Origin of the sequence: Deinococcus aerolatus (genome assembly GCF_014647055.1) — a bacterium.
In the GTDB taxonomy this organism is placed as follows: Bacteria; Deinococcota; Deinococci; order Deinococcales; family Deinococcaceae; genus Deinococcus; species Deinococcus aerolatus.
The window spans coordinates 1-22,126 of record NZ_BMOL01000010.1 but is presented as its reverse complement, the minus strand read 5'-3'; the positions used below and the strand labels follow the sequence as shown (position 1 = coordinate 22,126).

The following is a 22,126-nucleotide window of genomic DNA, read 5'->3' as shown; positions in this document are numbered from 1 at the left end:
GTCCCGCACCCCTGGCAGGCTCAGCCGTAGGGTCCGGCCAGCGCGCCGCAGTCGGCCTGCAGCAGCGCCAGCGTGTCGGCGCGTTCCAGTGGCCGGGAGAACAGGTAGCCCTGGCCCCAGCGGCAGCCCATACGGGTCAGGTGATCGCGCTGCATCCGCGTCTCGATGCCCTCGGCGATCACCTCCACCTCCAGGGTGCGGGCCAGCAGCAGGACCGTCTCCACCAGCTTGACACTGACCTGGTCCTCGCCCAGCCGGGCGATAAAGGCGCGGTCGATCTTCAGGCCGTCCACCGGAAAGCGGTGCAGGAACGCCAGGCTGGAGTGCCCGGTGCCGAAGTCGTCGATGTGAATCCGGACCCCCAGGGCGCGCAGTTCGGTCAGGGTGCGGGCGGCCTCGTCGAGATCCAGAATCAGGGCACTCTCGGTGATTTCCAGGTGCAGGCGTGAGGCAGGAAAGCCGGTCGCATCCAGAATCCGGCACACCACCTGGGCGAAGCCGGGGCGCAGAAACTGCCGGGTGGACACGTTGACCTGCAGCGCCGGGGCCGCAGGGGCATCCGGCCCGGCCGTGACGCCCCCGGACACCGACTGGAAGGTGCGGCAGGCCTCTTCCAGCACGAAGCTGCCCAGGTCCGAGATCATCTCCAGCTCCTCGGCCAGCGGCACGAACTCGCCCGGCGAGACTGTTCCCAGCTGCGGGTGTTGCCAGCGTAGCAGCGCCTCGTAGCCGCCGACCACGCCGCTCTGGAGATCCACGATAGGCTGGTACACTAGCCGCATCTGGCCGCGCCGGGCCGCCTGCGGCAGGTCAGCCTCGATCTGTAACTGACGCAGCGCCGCAACGTGCATCTCGGGCCGGAACACCATCACCGGGCGGGACGGGTCACGCTTGGCGCGGTACATGCTCAGGTCCGCGTCGCGCAGGATGTCGGCGGGCGCCCGGTGGTGCAGCTCGCCCGGCGCGACGCCGATGCTGACGCTGACCTGGACCGAACGGCCCTGCACCGTGAACGGCGCGATCAGCCGGGCCTGAAGGCGGGCGGCGGCGGCCTCCACCCGTGACAGGTCACCCGGCGGCAGCCCGCACATCAGCACGGCGAACTCGTCGCCGCCCAGCCGGGCCACCAGTGCGCCGTCCATGCAGGCCTTCAGGCGCCGGGCAAAGGCCTGCAGCAGCTCGTCGCCGGCAGTGTGTCCCAGGCTGTCGTTGATGACCTTGAAGCGGTCCATGTCCAGGTACAGCACCGCGTAGTCCGGCTGTCCGCTGCGGCGGGCCAGCGCCATCTGCTCTTCCAGCGCGCTGTACAGGCGGTCGCGGTTGGACAGCCGGGTCAGCGAGTCGTGGGTGGCGGCCCACTGCAGCCGCGCCTCGGCCTGCTGCCGGGCCGTGACGTCCCGCGACGAGGACAGGTACTGGTAGCGGCCCGGCCCGTCGGCGGCCTCGCGGGTCAGGCCCGTACCCTCGATGCGGCTGACGCTGACCTCCATGTGCAGGTAGTGGCCCGCCTGGTGACGCAGCCTGAGCAGCGTGGGCGGCCCCGGATTCTGACCGAGAAGTTGCAGGTTGCCCCGGTCGTCCGGATGCAGCAGGTCGTCGGGCGAGGTGCCTATCAGCTGCGCTGCCGTATACCCCAGCAGCGCGTGGACGCTGGGGCTGACGTAGCTGAAGTTGCCGCCGGGGCGGTGCAGGCAGACCAGATCATTGGTGTACTCGGCCAGCATCCGGTAGCGGGCCTCGCGTTCCTTGACCTGCGCGTGCAGCCAGGCGCGTTCCAGCAGCTGTTGCAGGTAACCGCCCACCGAGCTGATCAGGTGTGTGTCCCAGTGGCCCAGCACCGGTGAATCGCCAAAGGTCTCCACGTTCAGCACGCCCACCACCTGCTGATCGCGCAGCAGCGGTACGCACACCTCCGAGGTGATGCCGTGCAGGGCCAGCACCGCGTCGGGGTCCTGGCGCAGGTCCGGGCTCCACTGCACCTGCGCGGTGCGGCAGGCTCGGCCCATCACGCCACGGTCCACCGGCAGCTGCTCGATCACGGCTTCGTAGCCCACCTGGCCCTGCAGCGTCAGCGTGTTTCCGTCCAGCAGGTATACGCTGACGTGCGAGTACCCGAACGTCTCCCGCAGGCCCCGCGTCACGGCCTGGATGCCCTGGGCGGTGTCCAGCCCACCGCCCAGCGAGCTGCGCAGGCGGTGCAGCAGGTCCAGCGCCCGGCGCTGCCGCTCGGTATCGGCGTGCAGGCGCTCGCGCTCCATGGCCTGCCCCAGCCAGTTGCCCAGCGTCTGCAGCGGCCGGAGGTCCTGCGCTCCCAGCACACGCGATTCGCACTCCACGTCCAGCACCCCCACCACCCGCGTGCCATCCAGCAATGGAACGCAGATCTCACTCACCGCGCCGCACACGACGGTGACGTAATCGGGGTCCTGGGTCACGTCCGGCACCAGCGCGGCCTGCCCGCTGCGGGCCACCCGGCCAGCCACGCCCATGTTGATCGGATGGCGGGTGTTGCGGTGGCCATGCCCGGCGCCTTCCCGCAACACCAGCACATCGCCCTCTAGCACGCCGATGGCGACATGCTCCACCCCCATCATCTCCTGGACCACCCGCGTGATCCTCTCGAACAGCTCGCTCTGGGTGCCTGAGTGTGCCATCGCCTGCCACGCCCGTTCCAGCAGGTTCACCTCGCGCTGTGCGGCGTTCAGGTCACTTTGCAGGTCCAGCCGCTGCACCGCTGCCGCCAGCAGGGCCGCCTGGGCGTGGGCCAGTGCCAGCAGCGGCGCGGGCACCGGCGAACCGGCGGGCGCGGCCGGGAGATGCTGCGGCAGCACGTCCAGATGCAGCGTGCCGTAGGTCACGCCCTGCGCTGCCACCGCCACGGCCAGACAGGCCGACGCCTGCGGATGAACCGCCTGGATCAGCGCCTGCGCGGCCCCCGGCTCCGGCTCCTGCGCATACCAGTTGCGGGCGTCAAACGGGGCGTCCGCCGGGGCGGGCCGCTGTGCCAGCAGGTCGGCGGCGCGTCGGCACAGGTCCAGCGGCACGGCCAGACCGGACCCGGCGCCGCTCAGCGCGAACGCCCCCTTCTGACCCGTCAGGAACAGCCGCGCCGACGCCACCGGCCCCAGCACCATCCCAGCCAGTGCGGCCAGCAGGCTGGGCGGCGCCCCGGCCTCTGACCCCGCTGTGACCACGCCTGGACTGGCCTGTGGGCACTGGGGGGAAGGGGGGATATGAGAGGTCATAAGGGTCTTTGCTCATGTTAGCGCGGCGCTCTTGCGTAACCATCACTGCCCCGCCGGGACAGACGCCCTGACGCCGGGAACGACTGGGCTCCCCTGGGCGGTCAGGCGGTCCGCCCAGGGCCAGAGACAGAAACAGTGGCGGGCACGTCCAGCCCACCAGTGGGTTCAGTTCACCGCGAACGGCCTATGAACAGCGGCGCTAGCGGCCTCGGGCCGGCGTCTTTTTCTCCACGCTCAGCAGCAGGGCCGCGCCAATGACCAGCGCCGCGCCCAGCAGTGCCAGGGCCGCCAGCCGCTCACCGAACAGCAGGGCCGCCAGACCCGCCGCCACCACCGGCTCCACGCTGGCGATCACGCTGGCGCGGGTGGCGTCCAGCCGGCGCAGGCCCGCGCTGTACAGCAGATACGCCAGATAGGTGGACAGCACCGCTATGCCTCCCAGCCCGCCCCACGCCGCCGCCGACTTGGTCGCAAAGCCCGCCGGGGCCACGAAGGGCAGCAGGCCCAGCGCCCCCACCGGCAGCGCCACGCCCAGCAGCGCCGGGGTGCTGTAGCGGCTGAAGAACGCCTTGCCGTACAGGTAATACAGGCTGTAGGTAAAGCCCGCCGTCAGTCCGAAGGCCAGCGCGGGCGGCGTGACGCTCACGCCCTGCCCGCCGCCCAGGCTGATCAGGGTGATGCCCAGCAGCGTTCCGGCAATCGCCAGCCACTCGCGCCCGCCGGGTTTCTCGCGCAGAAAGGCCCAGCCCAGCAGCGCCACAAAGGCCGGAGCGGTGTACAGCAGCACCGAGGCCAGGCTGGCCCCACCCGCCATCACGGCCAGCTGATAGGAGCCGTAAAAGATGCTGACCCCGGCAATCCCGAATCCCGCCGTGACCCACAGGTCCCGCCCACGCGGCAGCCGGCTGCGGGTGACCAGCGCGTGCAGGGCGTACAGCGCGCCGCCCAGCAGCGCCCGCCAGAAGGCCACCTCCAGCGGGGCCACCCCCGCGGCCTGCACGTCCTTGCCGAAAATTCCCAGCAGTCCCCACAGACACGCGGCGGCCAGAATCAGCAGCGGGGCCGGGACGGCGGGGCGCGCCGGCAAGGCGGCGTTCACGCTCATGAGCGCCGCCAGATGGCCATCGTGGCCAGCACCGTCAGCAACAGACCCAGCCCGCCCAGTCCGGCCAGAATCAGGCTGGCGCGGTCCCGGGTCTGCCCCACCGGGGCCAGCGTGCCGTCGGTAAACGCGCGGGGGTCCCCGTCCGGGGCCAGTACGTCGACGGGGGTGGCGGCGCCGGCCCGCCCGGTCTGCAGGCTGCCGGGACCGCTCTCGCCGGTGGGTTTCAGCACCCCACCCGCCGACAGCGGGGTGTAGACGCTGCTGGTGACCCAGTACGCGTGGGTGCCGGGGGGAACCGCCGCGTCGATCACCAGCCCCGTGCCCTCGATGCGCACGCTGGGCGCAGCCAGGGACTGCGTGACGCCCTCCTCATCCGTGGCCTGCACCAGCGTGCTGCCGAAGCCGGTCACCCGCAGGTGGTACTGCCAGCCGCCGCCGCGCGCCCGCAGGCCGGTGTCGGCCAGGGCGGTCTGTCCACCGGGACCAGTCTTGACGAAGATATCGGTGACGCCCGCCGAGAAGCCCGACGGCGCATTCCACGGGTTGCTGATCTGCCCGAGGCTGACCGTGAAGCGCATGCCGCCCGCCTGCGGCGCGGCGCTGAACGACCGCAGGTCCAGTGCGTCCGCAGTCAGGGCAGGCTGGCGCGGCAGGATGTAACCGCCGTCCCCACGCGCGTCCCCCGCCGGATCGGGTACGGTCAGCAGGGTGGTGGTGAGCAGCAGCCAGAGCACAGGGGGGAGTATAGAGGGGAGCGCGAGCTGCTGGCCGAGGCAGCCCTGTCCGGCCCCACCCGTCCCCTATCCGTGACGCGGGGTCACAGCCGCACCAGATCGTCGCGGTGTACTGCTTCCGGGCCGTAGGTGAAGCCCAGCAGCGCCTCGATCTCGCGCGAGTGATGCCCGGCGATGCGGCCCAGATCGCCCGAGGCGTAGCGCGTCAGTCCGCGCGCCACCTCGGCGCCGCCAGGAGCGATCAGGCGGATGGTCTGGCCGCGCACGAACTCGCCCTCCACGCGCCGGATGCCGGCAGGCAGCAGGCTGGAGCCGCGCTCCGTCACGGCCCGCGCCGCGCCGTCGTCCAGATGCACGCGGGCCGGGGCCACCTCCGCCAGAATCCAGCGCTTGCGGGCTTCCAGGCGCGAGCCGGCGGCCAGAAAACGCGTGCCCAGCGCCTCGCCGCCCACGATGCGGGCCAGCGCGTCGGGCGCGTCGCCGGGGGCAACCACCACCGGCGTGCCGGCGCGGGTGGCGATTTCGGCGGCCTGGATCTTGGTGTGCATCCCGCCAGTCCCGCGGTGGGATCCCGCACCCCCGGCCCGCGCCCAGACCTCCGGGGTCACCCGCTCGACCACCGGAATCAGGGTGGCATCGGGGTCCGTGCGCGGGTCCGCCGTGTACAGGCCCGGCGCGTCGGTCAGGATCACCAGCAGGTCCGCGTCCACCAGATTCGCCACAAAGGCCGACAGCGTGTCGTTGTCGCCCACCCGGATCTGCTCCAGGGCCACGGCGTCGTTCTCGTTGATGATCGGCAGGACGCCCCGGCTGAGACAGGCCTCCAGGGTGGTGCGGGCGTTCAGGTAGCGGGTGCGGTCCCGGAAGTCGTCGGCGGTCAGCAGCACCTGCGCCACATTCACGCCGTACAGCTCGGCCAGTGTGGCGTACAGGTGCATCAGGCGGCTCTGGCCCACCGCCGCCAGCAGCTGTTTCTCGGCCAGCGTGCGGTCACGCGGCGGAAAGGCCAGCGCCTCCCAGCCGGCCAGCACCGCCCCGCTGCTCACCAGAACCACCTGATGTCCGGCGGCCCGCGCCGCCACCATGCCGCGCATCAGGTCCACCAGCCGAGGGCGGCTCAGGCGGTCCCCCCCCGCCGTCAGGACGCTGGTGCCAAGTTTCAGGACGACGCGCATGAACAGCACAATAGTGCGCGTGGGGGGGCCGGGGGTGCGCTGCATTGTCCTGGGTGGCCACGGGGCCGCACAATGAAACGGACCCTGTGTGCAGGCCCCTGTTGACAGGTCCCTTCTGACAGGCTCCACCCGACAAGTCTGTGCTGAAAATGCTGACTAGTCCTGTCCACCTGGAGGCCGCCCCATGCCCAGTTCCCCGCCGCACGGACGCCCGCTCCCCACCCGCCTGGCCCCGCTTCTGCTTCTTGTGGGCTGCGCCGCCCTGTTCGGCAGGGCCCACGCGGGAGGCCACGCCGCCCTGCAGCCCCTGGCCCCGCCCCCCGCCGAGGCCGCGCGCCCGCTGCGTGAACTGCAACTGGCCGCCGCACCCGACGGCTCGCTGCTGCTGGCCCTGCTGAACGACGCGGGACAGGCCGACAGCGGCAAGGGCCTGTACGAATCGCGCAAGGTGCGGGTGTGGCGCAGCGCGGGGGGCGGCTGGGAGCTGCTGCGCGGCGGCCTGCCCGGCGGCGTGCTGAATTACGACGTGCCGCGCCCGGCCTCCAACATCGATCTGGCGCTGGACGCCGGGGGCACGCCGGTCATGGTCTGGAACGAGAATTACGGCGACAACGACGTGGTGGTGTTCCGGGCGTACCAGGAGGGCCGCTGGACCGACTGGTTTGCGCGCTACCTGGGCGACGATCTCCCGTATGCGGCCCGCACGCGCTCGGTGGCAGCGCGGAACGGCGAGCCCGTGCTGGCGTGGGGCGAGACGCTGCGCACCCCCTACGGCAGCCGCCTGACCGTGCGCCGCTGGGACGCGGTGACGAAAACGTGGACCCGCAGTCCGGCCTTCAACGAGATCAGCGTCTTCTCGCGCACGCCCGCGCTGGGGCTGGACGCGGCGGGGCAGCCGACCGTGGCGTGGCTGCAGGGCGAGGTGCTGGCCAGCAACGTCCTCGTGAAGCGCTGGACCGGGACTGCCTGGGAGGCGCTGGGCGGCAGCCTCAACCGCACGCCGGACCGTTATCTGGCCTCCACCCGCCTCAAACTGGACCGGCAGGGACAGCCCACCGTGGCGTGGCTGGAAGACCTGAGCGGCAGGGACGCGCTGTACGCCTCGCGCTGGGACGGGCAGGCGTGGCAGGCGCTGGGCGGGCCCCTGAGCCCCCACTCGGCCAGCGCTCCGGCCCTGGCGCTGGACCGGGCCGGACAGCCCGTGCTGGCCTGGGTGGAGGAACGCTCCGGAATCGGGCAGATTCATCTGGCCCGCTGGACGGGCAGGGCCTGGCAGATCCACGGCGCGCTGAACCTGGACCCCCGACGCGACGCCCGCTCGCCCGGTCTGGCGGTGCGGCCTGGCGGTGACATCGTCCTGGCGTGGCGCGAGGACGTCCGTGGGGTGTACGGGGTGCAGTTGCGGAACCTCGGGCCGGTGCCCTGAGCCCAGCCAGCGTCCCGATCCCAGCCTCCAGCCCCGACGCCTACTGCGTGTGCAGGAAATCCAGAATGGCCCGCGCCAGCCCCTGCGCGATCTTCTCGCGGTAGGCGGGGGTGGCCAGCCGGGCACCCTCGCCAGGGTTGCTGCCGAAGCCGATCTCGGTGAGGATGGCGGGGGTGGTGGGGTTGCGGATCACGTAGAAAGCGTCGGTCTGCACGCCCCGGTTGACGGCCCCGGTGTACTGCAGCAGCCGCGCCTGCACCGTCTGAGCCAGCTGACGTGAGAACGACAGCTTGGCCTGCGCCACGATGTCGCCCAGCAGGCCCTGGGCGCTGTTGGCGGCCTTGCGGGTCAGCTCCTGTCCCACGCTGCCGCCGCCGTTTTCCTGCACGGCGCGGCTGCGGTCACTGCCCGCCAGCGGCTGCCCAAAGTAATACGTCTCGATGCCCTGCGCCGACGGTCCGCCCGCGTTGACGTGAATGCTGATGTATGCGCTGACCTGACCGGTGGTTGCCAGCCGTGAGCGGGCGTCCAGATCCGTGCGCTTGTCGGCGCTGAGGGCTGTATCAGAGGTACGGACCATCACCACGTCCACGCCGTGTTTGACCAGTTCGGCGCGGGTCCGCAGCGCCACGTCCAGCGTCACGGCCTTCTCCATGACCCACTGGCTGGTCATGCCCGGATCGCCGCCGCCATGCCCGGCGTCCAGCACCACGCGCGGGCGGGTCACGGCGGCGGACACCGACGCAGGGCGAATTGGGGTGGCTGCCGGCCTGATCGACGCCTGCGCGGAGGCCGAGGTCGGCACGTCGATCACCAGCCGGGCCGCCGCTGCCCCGCTGCTGGGCAGCACGCTGACTCTGGTCTTCCCGGCGCTGCTGGTCCCCGCCAGCGTGACCGTGACCGTTCCCCCCGATACCGCGTAGGCCGTGACGCCCGCCGCCTTCAAGGCACCCTGCTCGGTTTTGAGCTTGACATTCAGCCTAACGGTCACGCTGCGGCCCGCCGCCGTGACTTTGGAACTGGAGTTGCCCGGCAGGTCAAACACCAGCCGCGTGAAGCCGTCGTGCGCCCCCACACGCGGGGCGGCGGCGGCGTGGGAGAGGAGCGCCAGCGTCCACAGCAGGGCCACGACACGAAGCAGAAAACGGAGGGGACGCGCGTCGCGGAGGCGCAGCACAGAAAGGACAGAGCGTAGAGATGAGGAAATCACTGCCCCGGAGTGTAACGCCCCCATCCTTACGCGCGGTTGAGAGGGCATGAGAGTCGGGACGCCGGGCGGACGGCACCTGAAGCGGGTCTGACTGGCCCACTCACGCCGCTCAGGCGCGGGCCGTTACGGTGAGAGGATGAAACTCCCCTCCTCTTCCTTTCTGGCAGCCGCGACGCTGGGTCTGCTGACCCTGAGTCCGTTTAACGGCGGCCAGGCGGTCACCTTCGGCGGCCTGAACGTCACGCCGCGCGGCCCGCAGAACCTGAACCTGGAAACGGGCGTCACCGAACTGCCCGGCGGCGGCACCGCCACCGACAGCAAGGGCGGCCTGAAACTGGTGGCCAGCGCCATGACCCTCAATCCCGGCAAGACCCTGACGGCCCAGAACGCTGTGCTGACCACCAAGCAGGGCGGCACGCTGCGGGCCGCGCAGGTGACCTACGATCTCAAGTCCTCCACCGTGACGGCCACCGGCAACGTGACCTACAACGACGCCCGCTTCAAGAACCTCAGCGCCCCGCGCGTCACGCTGAATGTCGGAACGGCCTTTGTCAGCGCCTCCGGCGGCGTCCGGGCCGAAGGTCCTGCCCTGAGCGGCGCGGCGCTGGCCTTCGATCTCAACACCATGCAGGCGGTGCTGACCGGGCCGTACACCGCCCGCCAGGGCACCCTGAACGCTTCTGCAGACGCGGAGGGCCGCCTGCTGCTGGTCTTCGGCGGCCATCAGGTTGTGCGCTCATCGGCCAGCCCGGACGCGGCGACGCTGGGCCGATTCGCCCCCTATCTGAAGTAGGCAGCCACAGTCAGTCCCAGGCTTGAAGCGGAGCTACGCGCCGGGCTTGAGCAGATGCCCCAGGCAGTGGCCGTAGCTCACGCCCTGGCGTGCGTCGGTCACCAGATCGGCCACGCTGAACTCCTGCAACACGCCCAGCATGGCGTCACGCATGCGGGTGTAGATGGTGGCGCGGGCATGACAGCGGCCCTCCTCGGGGCAGGGCTCGTGCCAGTTCAGGCTGATGCACGACAGAGGTGCCACCGGGCCGTCGACGGCGCGCACGACCTCGCACAGGCTGATCAGCCCCGGCTTGCGGGCCAGCGCGTAGCCGCCGCCGATGCCCTTCTTGCTCTTCACCACCCCCTTGTTGCCCAGCACCGCCAGAATCCGGACCAGATACGGGCGGTGAACGCCGGTGGCCTCGCTGATCTCCTCGCTGGACACCCAGCGTCCGGCGTCCTGCGTCCCCAGGAAACCCAGGGCCTGAAAGGCGTACACATCGGTGGCCGAAAGGCGCATGCGGGGAGTCTAGAGCAGATGGGGCCGGGGCGGCGGTGCGGCGGGCCGGCGCCGGCCCGGTGTGCTCACGCTCAATGTCCGGGGTGATCTCCGAAGTGGCCCCGCAGGTACGCCAGCGCCGCCGGATCGAAGTGGCCGCCACCCACCCACCGTTCTTCCAGATTCTCGGTGCCGTACAGCGCCCACGCGGCGGCCTCGGTGTCGGCGTCCCAGGGGCCAGCGGGCAGCGAAGCGGCGTGGCCCTGGCGGATCAGCAGGGCGCGCAGCCACTTCAGCTCGCCCTCGTTCAGCTCACGCGTCTCCGTGGGCCTGCCGAACAGCAGATCGAAGGTGTCCAGCAGCCGCTCCAGCTCGGTGCAGGGATCAGCGTGATCGTCGGCGCGCAGGTTGACCCAGTCGTCGGTCAGGCCCCCATAGCCCCGGCCCGGCCCGGCACACAGCAGCGTGGCGGACTGGCGGCCCCGCCTGTCGCCGCCCGCGTCGTCCCCGGCCCGCAATGCGGCCAGCAGGCGGCGCGGCAGCGGCTGACCCGCCGTCGACTGCCAGATCTCGTGCATGGCCTCCACCACCTCCGGTCCGGTCAGGATGTTGCCCTGAATTGCCACGTCGGCCGCCGCGATTCCGCCCGCCCAGGCGTGGCAGCCGGAGCCGCTGAAGATCACGCTTCTGCCGTCCGCCGCCACGATGCCGAACTGGCGCTGGGCGATGTCGGCGTCCTCGGCCTGAAAGCGGGCGCCCACCTCCTGCGGCGACAGGCCCTCTGCGAGCAGACGCAGCCCGTCGGGGCCGAAGCTGGGATTCACGTAGCTCTGGGTGGCGACCGCGCCCACGCCCGCACGCACGAAGGGCACCAGCGCCCCCACCGCCAGAAACTTGCTGGCCACCGCCACCCCGATGTCCCCTGTTGCCGCGTCGCGCCCCACGATGGAAAAGGTCATGCCGCCAGGATAAACGGGCAGGCTTTACAGTGGGGGCGTGTTGAAAGCGGCCCTGAACGGCAACCGAAGCCCCGACGAGCATCCAGGCGTGCCTGTCACGCCCGAGCAACTGGCCCAGGCGGCGCGTGGGGCGGTGGAAGCGGGCGCGGACGCCCTGCACCTTCACCCAAGAAATGCGGCGGGAGCCGAGAGCCTGGACGCCGGGGACGTGGCGCGGGCGCTGGAGGCGGTGCGCGAGGCATGTCCCGGCGTCCCCGTGGGCCTGTCCAGCGGCTGGTGGATTCTGCCGGACGCGGAAGCGAGACTGGCCGCCGTGCGCGCCTGGATGGCGGTGCCCGATTTCGTGTCGGTCAACTGGCACGAGGACGGGGCACCTGACCTGGCTGAACTGTTGCTGGAACGCGGCATCGGCGTGGAGGCCGGGCTGTGGACGGCGGACGCGGTGCGGGCCTTCCTGAGGTGGCGGCGCCATGAGGAGGTGCTGCGCGTGCTGGTCGAGATGCCCGATCAGCCGATCCGAACGTACAAGGCCGAGTTGAAGGAAATGTTCGCCCTGCTGGACGCGGCCGGACTGGACCGGCCAGTGGTGCTGCACGGCCTGGGCGAGAGCGCGTGGCCGCTGCTGCGCGAGGCGGCGCGGCGCGGCCTGGGGGCCCGCATCGGCCTGGAAGACACCCTGCTGCTGCCCGGCGACTTTGACGGGGCCACCGACAACGCCGAACTGGTGCGGGTGGCGCGGGAGATGCTGGAGTGAGACGTTCAGGCCCCCACAAGTGTTAGCCTCGCCCACGATGCCCACCTCTGCCCAGCCCAGCTTCGCCCAGGCCGTGACCGAGCGCACCCGCCGCCTGAACACCCGCCTGTGCGTGGGCCTCGATCCGCGCCGGGACGCCTACCGCGACGCCGCGCACCTGAAAAGCCACACGCTGGCGGTGCTGGAGGCGTGCGCCCCCTACGCCGCCTGCGTCAAGCCGCAACTGGCCTTTTACGAGGCGCTGGGCCTGGAGGGCTTCGCCATTCTGGAAGAGGTGTGTGCCGCCGCCCGCACGCTGGGTCTGCCGGTACTGCTGGATGCCAAACGCGGCGACATCGGCAGCACCGCGCAGGCCTACGCGGGGGCGTGGCTGAGCGGGCGGCACGCGGGCGCAGCGCTAACGGTCAATCCGTTTCTGGGCTTCGAGACGCTCACCCCCTTCGTGGACACGGCGCGCGAGAACGGCGGCGCGGTGTTCGTGCTGGTGAAAACCAGCAACCCCGGTCAGGCCGACCTGCAGGGCAGCGGCGTCAGTGAGCGGGTGGCCGTGGAGATCAACCGCCTGAACGCCGGAACACCCGAGGGCCAGTACGGCACGGTGGGCGCGGTGGTGGGCGCGACGCACGCTTCAGACCTCGCCACCTTCCGGGCGCTGATGCCACGGGCGCTGCTACTGCTGCCGGGTCTGGGCGCGCAGGGTGGGGCCGCCGCCGACTTGCAGGGCGCCTTCCACGCGGACGGCACGGGTGCCCTGGCCAGCGCCAGCCGGGGCGTGCAGTACGCGGACGGGCTGGGCGTGGCGGCGAGTGTGGAGGCGGCGAAGGGATTTAGAGATGAGCTGAACGGGATGCTGGGAGCCTGAGCGTCAGACGGTTTAACCGTCAGACTGCCAGGAAACCCAGCCGTTTGACGGTTAAACTTTCAGGGCGCTAGACCTGCCCAATCCCAGCCAGCAACCGCTCCACATCCTCCATGCTCGTGTAGTGCGCGATGCTGACGCGCACGATGCCTTCGGGGTACAGCCCCAGATCCTTGAGGGGTTGCACGGCGTAAAAGTGGCCTGCCCCCGCGTCCACCCCGGCGGCGGTCAGGCGGGCGGCGGTCTGCTCAGGGGTCTCGCCGTCCACGCGGAACGCCGCCGTGCCCACCCGGCCAGTCATGTCCTGCGGGCCGTACAGAGTAACGTTGTCCATCCCGGCCAGCCCAGAAACTAGCCGTTCGGCCACCGGGCCTTCCAGTTCGGCAATGCGGGCGTAGGCGGCCACCAGCGCGGCCCGCGTCAGTTCCGCCGAGCCGCCCAGTTCGCGCAGGTAGTCCAGCGTGCCCAGCCAGCCGGCCAGCAGCTCGAACTGCGGCGTGCCGTGCTCGATGCCGGTGATGTCGCCGTCCGGCACAAAACTCAGTTTGGGCCAGGGCAGGTTGGGGCGATGTTCGGGCCTGACCCATATGGCCCCCAGGTGCGGCCCGAAGACCTTGTAGGGGCTGAACATCACGAAGTCCGCGCCCCACGCTTCCACGTCCGGCAGGGTGTGCGGCGCGGCGTGAACGGCGTCCACCACGGTCCACGCCCCTGCCGCCCGCACCTGGGCGGTCACGGCGGGAATGTCCACGGTGACCCCCAGCGCGTTGCTGGCCGCCGTGACCGACACCAGCCGCGTCCTGTCCGAGAGCAGTTCGGCCAGATCGTCGGCGTGCAGGCGCATCTCCGGCGCTCGGGCGTGCCAGACCTTGACGGTCACGCCCACGCGCTCCAGCTCGCGCCAGGGGCTGGCGTTGGCCTCGTGTTCCAGGCCCGACACGATCACCTCGTCGCCCGGCCCCCACAGGCGGGCAAAGGCGGCGGACAGGCGGAAGGCCAGCGCGGTGGCACTCTGCGCCAGCGCCACGTCTTCCGGCTGGGCGTTCAGAAACAAGGCAGTGGCCGCGCGGGCACGCTGCTTGAGGGCCAGAATGTCGGCTCCCGGCTGGTGTCCCGGCATGGCGTTCGTCGCGCCGTAGCGCATCAGGTGGGCAGTGATGGCCTCAATGGCGCGAAGGGGCAGCAATCCGCCAGCCGCGTTGTCCAGGTAGGCCCGGCCCGCCGAGAGCGGGGGAAACTGTTCACGGAGACGGGGGGCCAGGGCCGGTGTCGCAGTGGTCATCTCCAGAGTGTAGGCCGATCTGCGGCCCCCGGTGCCTGCATGCGCCGCTTTAACCTCTAATTGTTCACTCTTTGGTGTGATGCGCCCTCTCATGCACCCCCCCTATCCTTTACTGGTGAGTTTCGTCCGCAAACCCCGGCCCTACTCCTCTGGCCTGCCGTCGGTGGGGCTGCCCCAGGCGGCGCGTGAGACGGCGCGGCCAGAGCAGAAAACAGGCACCAGACTGCGCCGCGTGCGTGGCCCCCGTCCGGCCATGAGCTGGGCCGGGGCAGTCACCGGACTGGCGGTGCTGGGCACAGCGCTGGTGATTCTGGTGGGCGCGTCGGGGCTGTGGAACAGCGTGGCCCGCGACTGGCAGTTCCGCTCGGCGGCGGCGGGCGTGACCGACGTGGCCCGCTGAGGTCCGGCGCTATGAAGCAGAGGCTGAATTTCTGGCGTAACCCCTGGCCGCGTACCCCCTTCGTGCGGCGTCCAAAGTCGCGCTGGACACTACGGCGCATCCTGCGGGCAGGACTCGCCGCCGTGGGTGTCCTGACGCTGGGCCTGATGGGGCTGGGGATGGCGGGCGCGTGGAGCAGCGGGGCCTTTGCGCGCGTGTGGAACCTGCGCTCGGAACTGCGGCCCATCGAGGTACAGGACCGCCGGGGGGAGCCGCTGGGCGTGATTGACCACTGCCGCGAGGGCCAGACGGTCAACGCCGTGCCCTGCCGCGAGTCGCTGAGCGTGCCGCTGACCGGCGTTTCGCCGGCGTTCTTACTGGCCTACGTGGCCAAGGAGGACGTGCGCTTCTTCTCGCACGTCGGGGTGGATCTGGGTCGCCTGCCACGCGCCCTCCTGAGCGGGGCGGGCGGCAGTACCCTGACCATGCAACTGCTGAAGAACAATGTGCTGGCCGGGCATTTTGATTACGACACCAACCGGCGCGGGCTGGGGCTGGTGATGGCCCGCAAGGCCACCGAATTTGTGCTGGCCCCCCTGGTCACGCTGCGCTACGGACGGCCCGAGGTGCTGGCGATGAGTGTGAACAGCCTGCCGTGGATCGGCATCGGCCAGCGCAAGGGCGTGTACGACGCGGCGCGGGCGGTGTTCGGCGTCGATCCGGCAGACCTCACCCTCGCCCAGAGCGCCTTTCTGGTGGGCCTGCTGCCTGCGCCGGGACGGTATCTGGTGGCGGCGGACACCCCGCCCGAGACCGCCACCGCCCGCTTTCGCTGGATGCGAAGCCAGCAACTGCTGACGCTGCGAATCCTGCGTTCCAACGGTCTGATTTCCGAGAATGACTACCTGGCGGCAGCCTCCACGCCGCTGCAACCCCGGCTGTGGCGCGCCGAGTACGCGGGCAGTGGCGGCGACTTGCGGATCGTGAGTGCCGCGCGCAATCCGGATTACCGCAACGAGCCCGAACCCGTATGGGCCATGCAGGAACTGGTGCGGCGCGAGCTGCGGGCGGCGGGCCTGAACCCCAGCAAAGTCAGCCGTGTGGTGCTGACGGTTGACGCGCGGGCGCAGGCCGAACTGTCGCGGCGCGTCGTGGGTGAGGGCGCGACTGGCCCCCGCCCCCCTGGCATTGCCGAGGGCGCGGCGGTGGTGGACGTGCGCGGCGGCGGCATCATCGCGCTGGCCAGCAGCACCGGCGGCAACCAGAGCAGCGACGCCGGGCGTCAGTGGGCGGCCTATGCCCAGAGACCTGTTGCCAGCACGGTCAAGCCGCTCCTCTACGCCACAGCCTTCGGCACCGGAGACGGGGACCTCAACCAGTTCAGCACCTTCACGGACACGGCCACCCGCTATGGCTCGCAGGCCATCCGCAACAGTTCCGGCACCTTCCTGGGCCGCGCCGTCACTGTGCGCGAGGCCAATGCCCGCAGCCTGAACACCGTGGCCGTGCAGGTGGGCACCGGGCGCGAGGCGGCGCTGCGCCGGGTGCTGGAAGGCGTGAATTACAACGAGGACAGCGCCAACCGCTCCAGCCCGGCGCTGGGGACGTACCGGGCCTCGCCGCTGACGGTGGCGGCGGCGTACGGCAGCTTCGCCAATGGCGGAACGCTGTGCCCGCCGCACCTACTGGCCGAGGTGTACGGAGATGGTGACAAACCGCTGCCCCTGCGCCGCCGCGAGTGCCAGCCGCTGTGGGACCCGGTGGTGGCCTATCAGACCTTCGACATGCTGACCGGCGCGGTGAACGATTCTGCCGGACACGTCCCGTTTCTGCGCCCCACCCTGTTCCAGCGCCTGAGCGGCCGGGCCATGCCGCTGGGCGCGAAGTCCGGCACCACCGACGACATCAACGACACGTGGTGCGCGGGCGTGACACCGCAGTACGCGATGGCGGTGTGGATCGGTGACCCGGATGGCCGTCAGAGCGTGCCGGTGGGCCTGTACCGCGATCAGGCCGCCTGCCGCGAGATTGGAATATTGCGCGACCTGCCGCACGACATTCGAACCCTGGACGTTCCGCCTGGAATTACCCGGGTGGGCGGCGTGGCGGTGCCGATTCCAGGGCTGAATCCCAGAAATCCGGTGCCGCCAGGGTGAGCAAGGTGACGTGTTCGCCAGCCATAGCCCACCACCGGCCCTCAAATCCGCACGCCTTTAAACGCTATCCATCCCTCCGAAGGAGTTCCCCATGTCCCCCCTCCCCTTTCTGTCTCTGTTGCCCCTGCTGACCCCCGTTCCCATGAGTGCGGGCACGGTGCTGGGGCTGAGTACGCCGCCGCTGCATTTCGTGATTGCTGCCGACATGACCGGCAGCAGCAAGAATCCTGCCTACAGGTACGCCGAGCAGGCCAGGGTGCTGTCGCAGAGCATCATGCTCAATCAGTTGCGTTCGGGCGACACGCTGACCCTGCTGCGCATCTGCGAGGGCGTGCAGACGGTGGCCGACTTCAAATTCATGTCCAAGAACGGCGCGCGGATGGGCAAGGCCGACATCCTGCGCTACACCGGCGCGCTGACGCAGCCGTGCACGGGCCGGGGCAGCGCGATCACCGCCGGGCTGAGCAAGGCCAATGCGCTGCTGGCGCGGACGACGGGCGTGGGGGGCGTGGTGGTGCTGTTCAGCGACGGCGCGCTGCTGGACGATCCGGAGCGGGCCAAGCTGCCCACCATTTTTGACAAGCTGCTGGGCCGTAAAGACACCCGGCAACTGTTCTTCGCAGGCCTGAGTCCCGAAAAAGACAAGAATGGCGACTCCATCCGCGACGGCTTCGTAAAGGCGCTGGGCAAGGCGGGCGATGACGCGCGGGTGCTGATGGCCGGTGCCTTTGACCTGAACAACGTCTACCCCACCTTCGCCGACGCCGTGAAGAAAGCCCGGAGGTAAACCCATGTCCACCGACAGAACGGTTGAGATCCACCTGGCCAGGCGGGAACCAGAGCCGAACACGCCTGAGCCGTCCGATGGTCAGATCCTGAGACCCCTGGACGAGGCAGACGGACCCACAGACCCCGGAGCCTTCGACCTGTCCAGCTACGCGCCCGCCCTGCCCCGCCCGGAGCCGCTGAGCGCCGAGCAATTCCTGCCGGTGCTGACGCCCGCGCACTTCGCGGAGTTGCTGGACGATCTGCGCGGCGAGCTGCAACTGGTGCCCGACGCGGCTGCCCGCAGCGCACTGACCTCGCGGGCGCGCATCCTGCGGCTGAACGTGGAGCAGTACCGCATCAACTTCGAGACCGCCCGTACAACGGTCAACCGCGTGCTGGCCGAGACCGGGGTGGGCGTGCGCGGCTCGTGGGCACGGCAGCAGGATCACCTGAATTTTATGAACGCGGCCAGCGGCGACGTGGAACGCGAGTATCTGCGGGCCACCGAGGAGATCGAGGCCGCGCGGCAGGAGCGCTTTGAGGCGCTGACCGCCGCCGGGGTGCCGGTGGACGTGCACAGCGCCGAGGGCTTTTATCAGGCGCAGGCGCTGGCCGAACTGGCGCGCGAGGGCCACGCCCTGCGTCCGCCCGAGGGACGGTCAGGCAGCAAGAAGGTCTTCAACGCCTTTGCAGTGTTCAGCAAGTTCTTCGTGGGCATCATCAGCGGGGTCAGCATCAACCTGCTGTTCAACCCGGAAAGTCGGCTGTACATGACCATCATCGCCCTGACCGCCGGCATCATGTTCAGCGTGCTGCTGCTGTGGCTGGTGGACGAACTGGCGTACCGTGCCAAGCTGGCGACGCGCACCCCCGGCATGGCGCGGCCTGGCGCGTACATCGGCGGCATTCTGGCCGTAAGCGCGCTGTATCTGGGCGTGGAGGGCTACCTGAACTGGGACGGCATCCTGCGCGTGACCCAGCAGATTGCCGCCAACGCCGCGCAGCAGGGGCAGCTGACCGATCTGAGCGCCCTGCCCGACGACGCGCCACAAGCGCCGCAGCACTGGTCCCTGCTGGTGTTCACGCTGGCCCTCGTCAGCATGGCGGCGGGCGCGGCACTGATCCAGGGCCGCGAACGGGCCCGCGCCCTGCTGGAGCGTGAGCGGCTGGCCGCGAGGGTGGCCGAGCTGAAGGCGGACGGCAGATTTGCCGCCGTGGCCCGCGCCACCGATCATGTGGGTTACCTGGAACTGGCGCGTGATCGGCTGGCCCCCCCGCGCGACGTGACCAGCCCCGAACACGCCCGTCTGAACGAGCGCGTCCTGAACCACTGGGAACAGGAGCGCGAGGGGCAGATCCAGAGTGTGGCCGCCGATCTGGTGCGCGAGGCCCGCGCCGTGCAGGACGCCCTGGAAGCCTTCGCGCAGGAGTTGACCGGAGCGCGGCATCCGCAGGAGCGGCGGCGCTTCGGATTTTTATAGCGGGCAGGTGAGCCGCCCACTTCGTTCGATCAGCCAGCGCTTCCAGCCGCTCCGCTACCACCGACAGCGGTTGCGCGGCGTCGATTTCTATCGTCGCCGTCGCCCGCAGCAGCGGTTCCACCGTTTCCAGATGCTCCAGCACCAGCGCTCTCTCCTGCGGCGATTTGCCGTGGGGGTTGTTCGTGCGGGCGGCGAGGCACTCCAGCAGGATGGCGGCGGGGGCGCTGAGCAACACCACGGTGTCGAACTGACGATAGAACCGGCCCCGATTGAATTTACAGCCCGTCACGAAAAGAGTGCCATTGCTGTGGCCTGCCAGCAATTCACCGATGCGATCCTCGCGCCACACCCAGTCCGGCTCTCCCCGCCCATCCGTCACCCACTCGCACCATTCGTCCGAGTCGGTGTCCACGGTGCGGTGGCCCCGGCGTGCCAGCTCCTGCAGGACGCTGGATTTGCCGGTGCCGGACGTGCTGGTGACGCGGATTCTGGTCAGGCGAAGACTTTACCGGGGCGGCGAACGCCCACCCTCCCGCCCTTTTCACCCGCAGCCCCCGCGCTAAACTCCCCGCTATGACTGCTCCATCCCCCACGCTGTCCACTGCCGAGATTCGCGAGAAATTCCTGCACTTTTTTGAAAGCAAGGGCCACCTGCGCCTGCCCAGTTACAGCACGGTGGCCCCCGATCCCACCACGCTGTTTACCGTGGCGGGGATGCAGCCGTTCAAGGCGCAGTTCATGGGCGCCCCCGCCCGCTTCGAGCAGGGCGCGAACCGGCGCGTGACCACCGCCCAGAAGTGCCTGCGCATCGGCGACATCGAGAACGTGGGACGCACGCTGCGGCACTGCTCGCTGCTGGAAATGCTGGGCAATTTTTCATTTGGCGACTACTTCAAGCGCGAGTCGCTGACCTGGGCCTGGGAGTTCCTGACCAGCCCGGAGTGGATGGGCATGGACGGTTCCAAGCTGTACGCCACGATCTATCAGGACGACGACGAGGCCTTCGACATCTGGACCAAGGAAATTGGCCTGCCCGAGGACCACATCCTGCGCTTCGGGGCCGACGAGAACTTCTGGCCCGCCGACGCGCCCAAGGAAGGCCCCAACGGCCCCTGCGGCCCGTGCAGCGAGATTTTCTATGACCGGGGGCCGAAGTACGGTGACGACACCTGGGCCGACTACGCCGAGACCCGCGAGAGCGCCCGCTTTCTGGAAATCTGGAACAACGTGTTCCCGCAGTATGACCGCCAGGAACCGCAGCCCGACGGCACGCCGACGCTGGTGGATCTGCCGTTCAAGAACATCGACACCGGCATGGGCCTGGAACGGCTGGCCACCGTCGTGCAGGACGTGTACGACTTCTACAGCAACGACGTGTTTGGCCCGATCATCGCAAAGGTGGCCGAGCTGAGCGGCCACGCCTATGAGGGACCGCAGAACGTCTCGCACCGCGTGGTGGCCGAGCATGTCCGCAGCGTCAGCATGGTCATTGCCGACGGCAGCACGCCGAGCAACACCGGGCGCGGCTACGTGATCCGCAAGATTCTGCGCCGCGCTTCCCGCCACGCCTACCTGCTGGGCCTGAAGGAGCCGACGCTGTACCGGCTGGTGCCGCTGGTGGTGGACAGCATGGGCGACGCCTACCCCGAACTGCGCACCGAGCAGGCACGGGTGGAGGCGACGATCAGGAGCGAGGAAGAGCGCTTCCTGAAGACGCTGGAGGGCGGCATTCAGCGCCTCGGCGGCCTGCTGGAAGGCATGGAGAAGGGCGCGGTGCTGGGCGGCAACGAGGCCTTCATTCTGTACGACACCTACGGCTTTCCCGTCGATCTGACCAAGGAAATTGCCGAGGAATACGGCGTCAGTGTGGATGAGGCCGGGTACGCCGAGAGCCTGGAAAATGCCCAGAACATCGCGCGGGCAGGCAGCAAATACGGCAAGTCCGAACTGTTCGGGGCGCAGGAGGCGCTGGAAGACTTGCCCTCCACCGAGTTCGTCGGCTTCGACACCCTGGAGGCCGACGGCGAGGTGCTGGCCGTGCTGGTGGGCGGCGAACGCCTTGAACATCTGGGCGCGGGCGACGAGGCCACCGTGGTGCTGTCCCGCACGCCCTTCTACGCAGAAGGCGGCGGCGAGGTGGGCGACACCGGACGCCTGGAGTGGGACGGCGGCGCAGGCGTGGTGCGCGACACCCGCAAGACCCCCGGCGGCGTGTTCCTGCATGACGTGGCCATTGAGTCCGGCGAGCTGAGACCCGGCCAGCAGGTGCGCGGCGTGGTCTCCGGCGAGCGTCAGGCAACGCAGCGTCACCACACCGCCACGCACCTGCTGCACGCGGCATTGCGGGCGGTGCTGGGGTCCGGGGTGCGGCAGGCGGGTTCCCTGGTGGCCCCGGACCGCCTGAGGTTCGACTTCGCGCACGGCGCGGCCATGACCGCCGAGGAAATCGCGGGGGTGGAGCGGCTGGTGTCGCGCTGGGTCAGCGCCAACTTCCCGGTGACGTGGCAGGAGATGCCGATTGCCGAGGCGCGGGCGGCAGGCGCAACCGCACTGTTCGGTGAGAAATACGGCGACACGGTGCGCGTCGTGAAGGTAGGCGGCGAAGTGTCCCACGAGGGACAGGCCGTGGCGAGCATGGAACTGTGCGGCGGCGCACACGTGAGCCGCACTGGAGACATCGGCGCGTTCGTCATTCTGGGCGACGAGAACGTGGCTGCCGGGGTCCGCCGCATCGAGGCGCTGGCAGGCGAGGCCGCGACCGGCTGGCTGCGCGAGCGCCTGCAGCAGACGGCGCGGGCAGCGGCCATCCTCAACACCAGTCCCGATGGTCTGGAAGCCCGCGTATCCGGCCTGCAAGCTCAATTGAAGGCCGCCGAGAAGGAGATGGTGGCGGTGCGCCGCCAGCTGGCCGAGGCGCAGATGGGCGGCGGGGGCGGCGCGGCCTCGCCGGTGCGCGAGCTGGGCGGCTTCCGGGTGGCGGCCCTGAAACTGGCCGGTATCGAGGGCAACGAGCTGCGCGGCGCCGCCGACAAGCTGCTGGACCAGAGCGGGGCCGATCTCGTGGTCATCGCTGGGGACAAGGGGCTGGTGGTCAAGGCCACCAAGGACGCCGTGGCACGCGGGGCGCACGCCGGGCAACTGGTGGGCAAGCTGGCGGCGGCGGGCGGCGGCAAGGGCGGGGGCCGCCCGGACATGGCGCAGGCGGGCATTACGGACGCCGCGGCGGCGCTGGAGGCGCTGGACACCGCCTTCTGATACGGATTCCGTTTAAACAGGTATACTCGAGGCATCAGAAAAGTCATTTTTCAACACACTGCTGA

General features: G+C 70.0%; 17 protein-coding genes and 1 pseudogene. 9 read left to right on the top strand and 9 right to left on the bottom strand.

The window, feature by feature from the left end; translation table 11 throughout:
• Positions 1–20: 20 nt before the first annotated feature.
• The 4 genes from IEY31_RS11175 to proB all read right to left on the bottom strand — a co-directional run bounded on the left by IEY31_RS11175 (position 21) and on the right by proB (position 6,259).
• Positions 21–3,245, bottom strand: coding sequence for an EAL domain-containing protein (locus tag IEY31_RS11175; RefSeq protein ID WP_188971960.1), 3,225 nt, complete (start codon positions 3,243–3,245; stop codon positions 21–23).
• Positions 3,246–3,444: 199 nt separating this feature from the next.
• Positions 3,445–4,350, bottom strand: coding sequence for a DMT family transporter (locus IEY31_RS11170; RefSeq protein ID WP_188971958.1), 906 nt, complete (start codon positions 4,348–4,350; stop codon positions 3,445–3,447).
• Positions 4,347–5,084, bottom strand: coding sequence for a glucodextranase DOMON-like domain-containing protein (locus IEY31_RS11165; protein ID WP_229723510.1), 738 nt, complete (start codon positions 5,082–5,084; stop codon positions 4,347–4,349). The genes IEY31_RS11170 and IEY31_RS11165 overlap by 4 nt, the downstream gene beginning before the upstream one ends.
• An 83-nt stretch (positions 5,085–5,167) precedes the next feature.
• Entirely contained in the window at positions 5,168–6,259 is a 1,092-nt protein-coding gene (gene proB, locus IEY31_RS11160; RefSeq protein ID WP_188971956.1) for a glutamate 5-kinase, read from the bottom strand.
• A 184-nt stretch (positions 6,260–6,443) separates the two neighbouring features.
• Here proB and IEY31_RS11155 point away from each other — a divergent pair, with 184 nt between their 5' ends.
• Positions 6,444–7,685: a hypothetical protein gene (locus tag IEY31_RS11155; protein WP_188971954.1), complete on the top strand. Its 1,242-nt coding sequence runs from the start codon at positions 6,444–6,446 to the stop codon at positions 7,683–7,685.
• A 40-nt stretch (positions 7,686–7,725) separates the two neighbouring features.
• On the opposite strand, the gene IEY31_RS11150 is transcribed toward IEY31_RS11155, so the two are convergent.
• A complete protein-coding gene (locus IEY31_RS11150) occupies positions 7,726–8,862 on the bottom strand; it encodes an N-acetylmuramoyl-L-alanine amidase family protein (RefSeq protein WP_229723508.1) in 1,137 nt (378 codons plus the stop codon).
• Positions 8,863–9,031: 169 nt separating this feature from the next.
• Here IEY31_RS11150 and IEY31_RS11145 point away from each other — a divergent pair, with 169 nt between their 5' ends.
• The gene (locus IEY31_RS11145; protein ID WP_229723506.1) at positions 9,032–9,688 is read left to right on the top strand and encodes a hypothetical protein; all 657 of its coding nucleotides are present in this window, start codon (positions 9,032–9,034) and stop codon (positions 9,686–9,688) included.
• Between the two features lie 33 nt (positions 9,689–9,721).
• Here IEY31_RS11145 and IEY31_RS11140 read toward each other — a convergent pair whose 3' ends face one another.
• Together IEY31_RS11140 and IEY31_RS11135 are read right to left on the bottom strand one after the other, a co-directional pair.
• The gene (locus IEY31_RS11140; RefSeq protein ID WP_188971949.1) at positions 9,722–10,189 is read right to left on the bottom strand and encodes an Rrf2 family transcriptional regulator; all 468 of its coding nucleotides are present in this window, start codon (positions 10,187–10,189) and stop codon (positions 9,722–9,724) included.
• A 71-nt stretch (positions 10,190–10,260) separates the two neighbouring features.
• Entirely contained in the window at positions 10,261–11,127 is an 867-nt protein-coding gene (locus IEY31_RS11135) for a DUF1028 domain-containing protein (protein ID WP_188971947.1), read from the bottom strand.
• Positions 11,128–11,164: 37 nt separating this feature from the next.
• On the opposite strand from IEY31_RS11135, the gene IEY31_RS11130 reads away from it, so the two are divergent.
• On the top strand, positions 11,165–11,881 hold the full coding sequence (locus IEY31_RS11130; RefSeq protein ID WP_188971945.1) for a 3-keto-5-aminohexanoate cleavage protein: 717 nt from the start codon (positions 11,165–11,167) through the stop codon (positions 11,879–11,881).
• Positions 11,882–11,918: 37 nt separating this feature from the next.
• A complete protein-coding gene (pyrF, locus tag IEY31_RS11125; protein ID WP_188971943.1) occupies positions 11,919–12,743 on the top strand; it encodes an orotidine-5'-phosphate decarboxylase in 825 nt (274 codons plus the stop codon).
• A gap of 67 nt (positions 12,744–12,810) precedes the next feature.
• Here pyrF and IEY31_RS11120 read toward each other — a convergent pair whose 3' ends face one another.
• Positions 12,811–14,022 (bottom strand): cysteine desulfurase-like protein, encoded by a 1,212-nt coding sequence (locus IEY31_RS11120; protein ID WP_188971941.1) that lies wholly within the window; start codon positions 14,020–14,022, stop codon positions 12,811–12,813.
• Between the two features lie 115 nt (positions 14,023–14,137).
• On the opposite strand from IEY31_RS11120, the gene IEY31_RS11115 reads away from it, so the two are divergent.
• From IEY31_RS11115 to IEY31_RS11100, 4 genes are all read left to right on the top strand, one after another.
• The gene (locus IEY31_RS11115; protein ID WP_188971939.1) at positions 14,138–14,422 is read left to right on the top strand and encodes a hypothetical protein; all 285 of its coding nucleotides are present in this window, start codon (positions 14,138–14,140) and stop codon (positions 14,420–14,422) included.
• Positions 14,423–14,433: 11 nt separating this feature from the next.
• Complete coding sequence (locus IEY31_RS11110) at positions 14,434–16,557, top strand: transglycosylase domain-containing protein (RefSeq protein WP_188971937.1); 2,124 nt, start codon at positions 14,434–14,436, stop codon at positions 16,555–16,557.
• Between the two features lie 91 nt (positions 16,558–16,648).
• A complete protein-coding gene (locus IEY31_RS11105; RefSeq protein ID WP_188971935.1) occupies positions 16,649–17,344 on the top strand; it encodes a VWA domain-containing protein in 696 nt (231 codons plus the stop codon).
• A gap of 4 nt (positions 17,345–17,348) precedes the next feature.
• Positions 17,349–18,806 (top strand): hypothetical protein, encoded by a 1,458-nt coding sequence (locus IEY31_RS11100; RefSeq protein ID WP_229723505.1) that lies wholly within the window; start codon positions 17,349–17,351, stop codon positions 18,804–18,806.
• A gap of 160 nt (positions 18,807–18,966) precedes the next feature.
• On the opposite strand, the pseudogene IEY31_RS19035 reads toward IEY31_RS11100, so the two are convergent.
• Positions 18,967–19,293 (bottom strand): annotated as a pseudogene (locus IEY31_RS19035) (AAA family ATPase); the annotation flags it as partial.
• 86 nt (positions 19,294–19,379) lie between these two features.
• On the opposite strand from IEY31_RS19035, the gene alaS reads away from it, so the two are divergent.
• Complete coding sequence (gene alaS / locus IEY31_RS11095; RefSeq protein ID WP_188971933.1) at positions 19,380–22,061, top strand: alanine--tRNA ligase; 2,682 nt, start codon at positions 19,380–19,382, stop codon at positions 22,059–22,061.
• Positions 22,062–22,126: the final 65 nt, after the last annotated feature.

Coding starts and splice junctions, on each gene's coding strand:
- IEY31_RS11175 (WP_188971960.1), bottom strand. CDS start 3,245: ATGACCTCTCATATCCCCCCTTCCCCCCAGTGCCCACAGGCCAGTCCA.
- IEY31_RS11170 (WP_188971958.1), bottom strand. CDS start 4,350: ATGAGCGTGAACGCCGCCTTGCCGGCGCGCCCCGCCGTCCCGGCCCCG.
- proB (WP_188971956.1), bottom strand. CDS start 6,259: ATGCGCGTCGTCCTGAAACTTGGCACCAGCGTCCTGACGGCGGGGGGG.
- IEY31_RS11155 (WP_188971954.1), top strand. CDS start 6,444: ATGCCCAGTTCCCCGCCGCACGGACGCCCGCTCCCCACCCGCCTGGCC.
- IEY31_RS11145 (WP_229723506.1), top strand. CDS start 9,032: ATGAAACTCCCCTCCTCTTCCTTTCTGGCAGCCGCGACGCTGGGTCTG.
- IEY31_RS11140 (WP_188971949.1), bottom strand. CDS start 10,189: ATGCGCCTTTCGGCCACCGATGTGTACGCCTTTCAGGCCCTGGGTTTC.
- IEY31_RS11135 (WP_188971947.1), bottom strand. CDS start 11,127: ATGACCTTTTCCATCGTGGGGCGCGACGCGGCAACAGGGGACATCGGG.
- pyrF (WP_188971943.1), top strand. CDS start 11,919: ATGCCCACCTCTGCCCAGCCCAGCTTCGCCCAGGCCGTGACCGAGCGC.
- IEY31_RS11120 (WP_188971941.1), bottom strand. CDS start 14,022: ATGACCACTGCGACACCGGCCCTGGCCCCCCGTCTCCGTGAACAGTTT.
- IEY31_RS11110 (WP_188971937.1), top strand. CDS start 14,434: ATGAAGCAGAGGCTGAATTTCTGGCGTAACCCCTGGCCGCGTACCCCC.
- IEY31_RS11105 (WP_188971935.1), top strand. CDS start 16,649: ATGTCCCCCCTCCCCTTTCTGTCTCTGTTGCCCCTGCTGACCCCCGTT.
- IEY31_RS11100 (WP_229723505.1), top strand. CDS start 17,349: ATGTCCACCGACAGAACGGTTGAGATCCACCTGGCCAGGCGGGAACCA.
- alaS (WP_188971933.1), top strand. CDS start 19,380: ATGACTGCTCCATCCCCCACGCTGTCCACTGCCGAGATTCGCGAGAAA.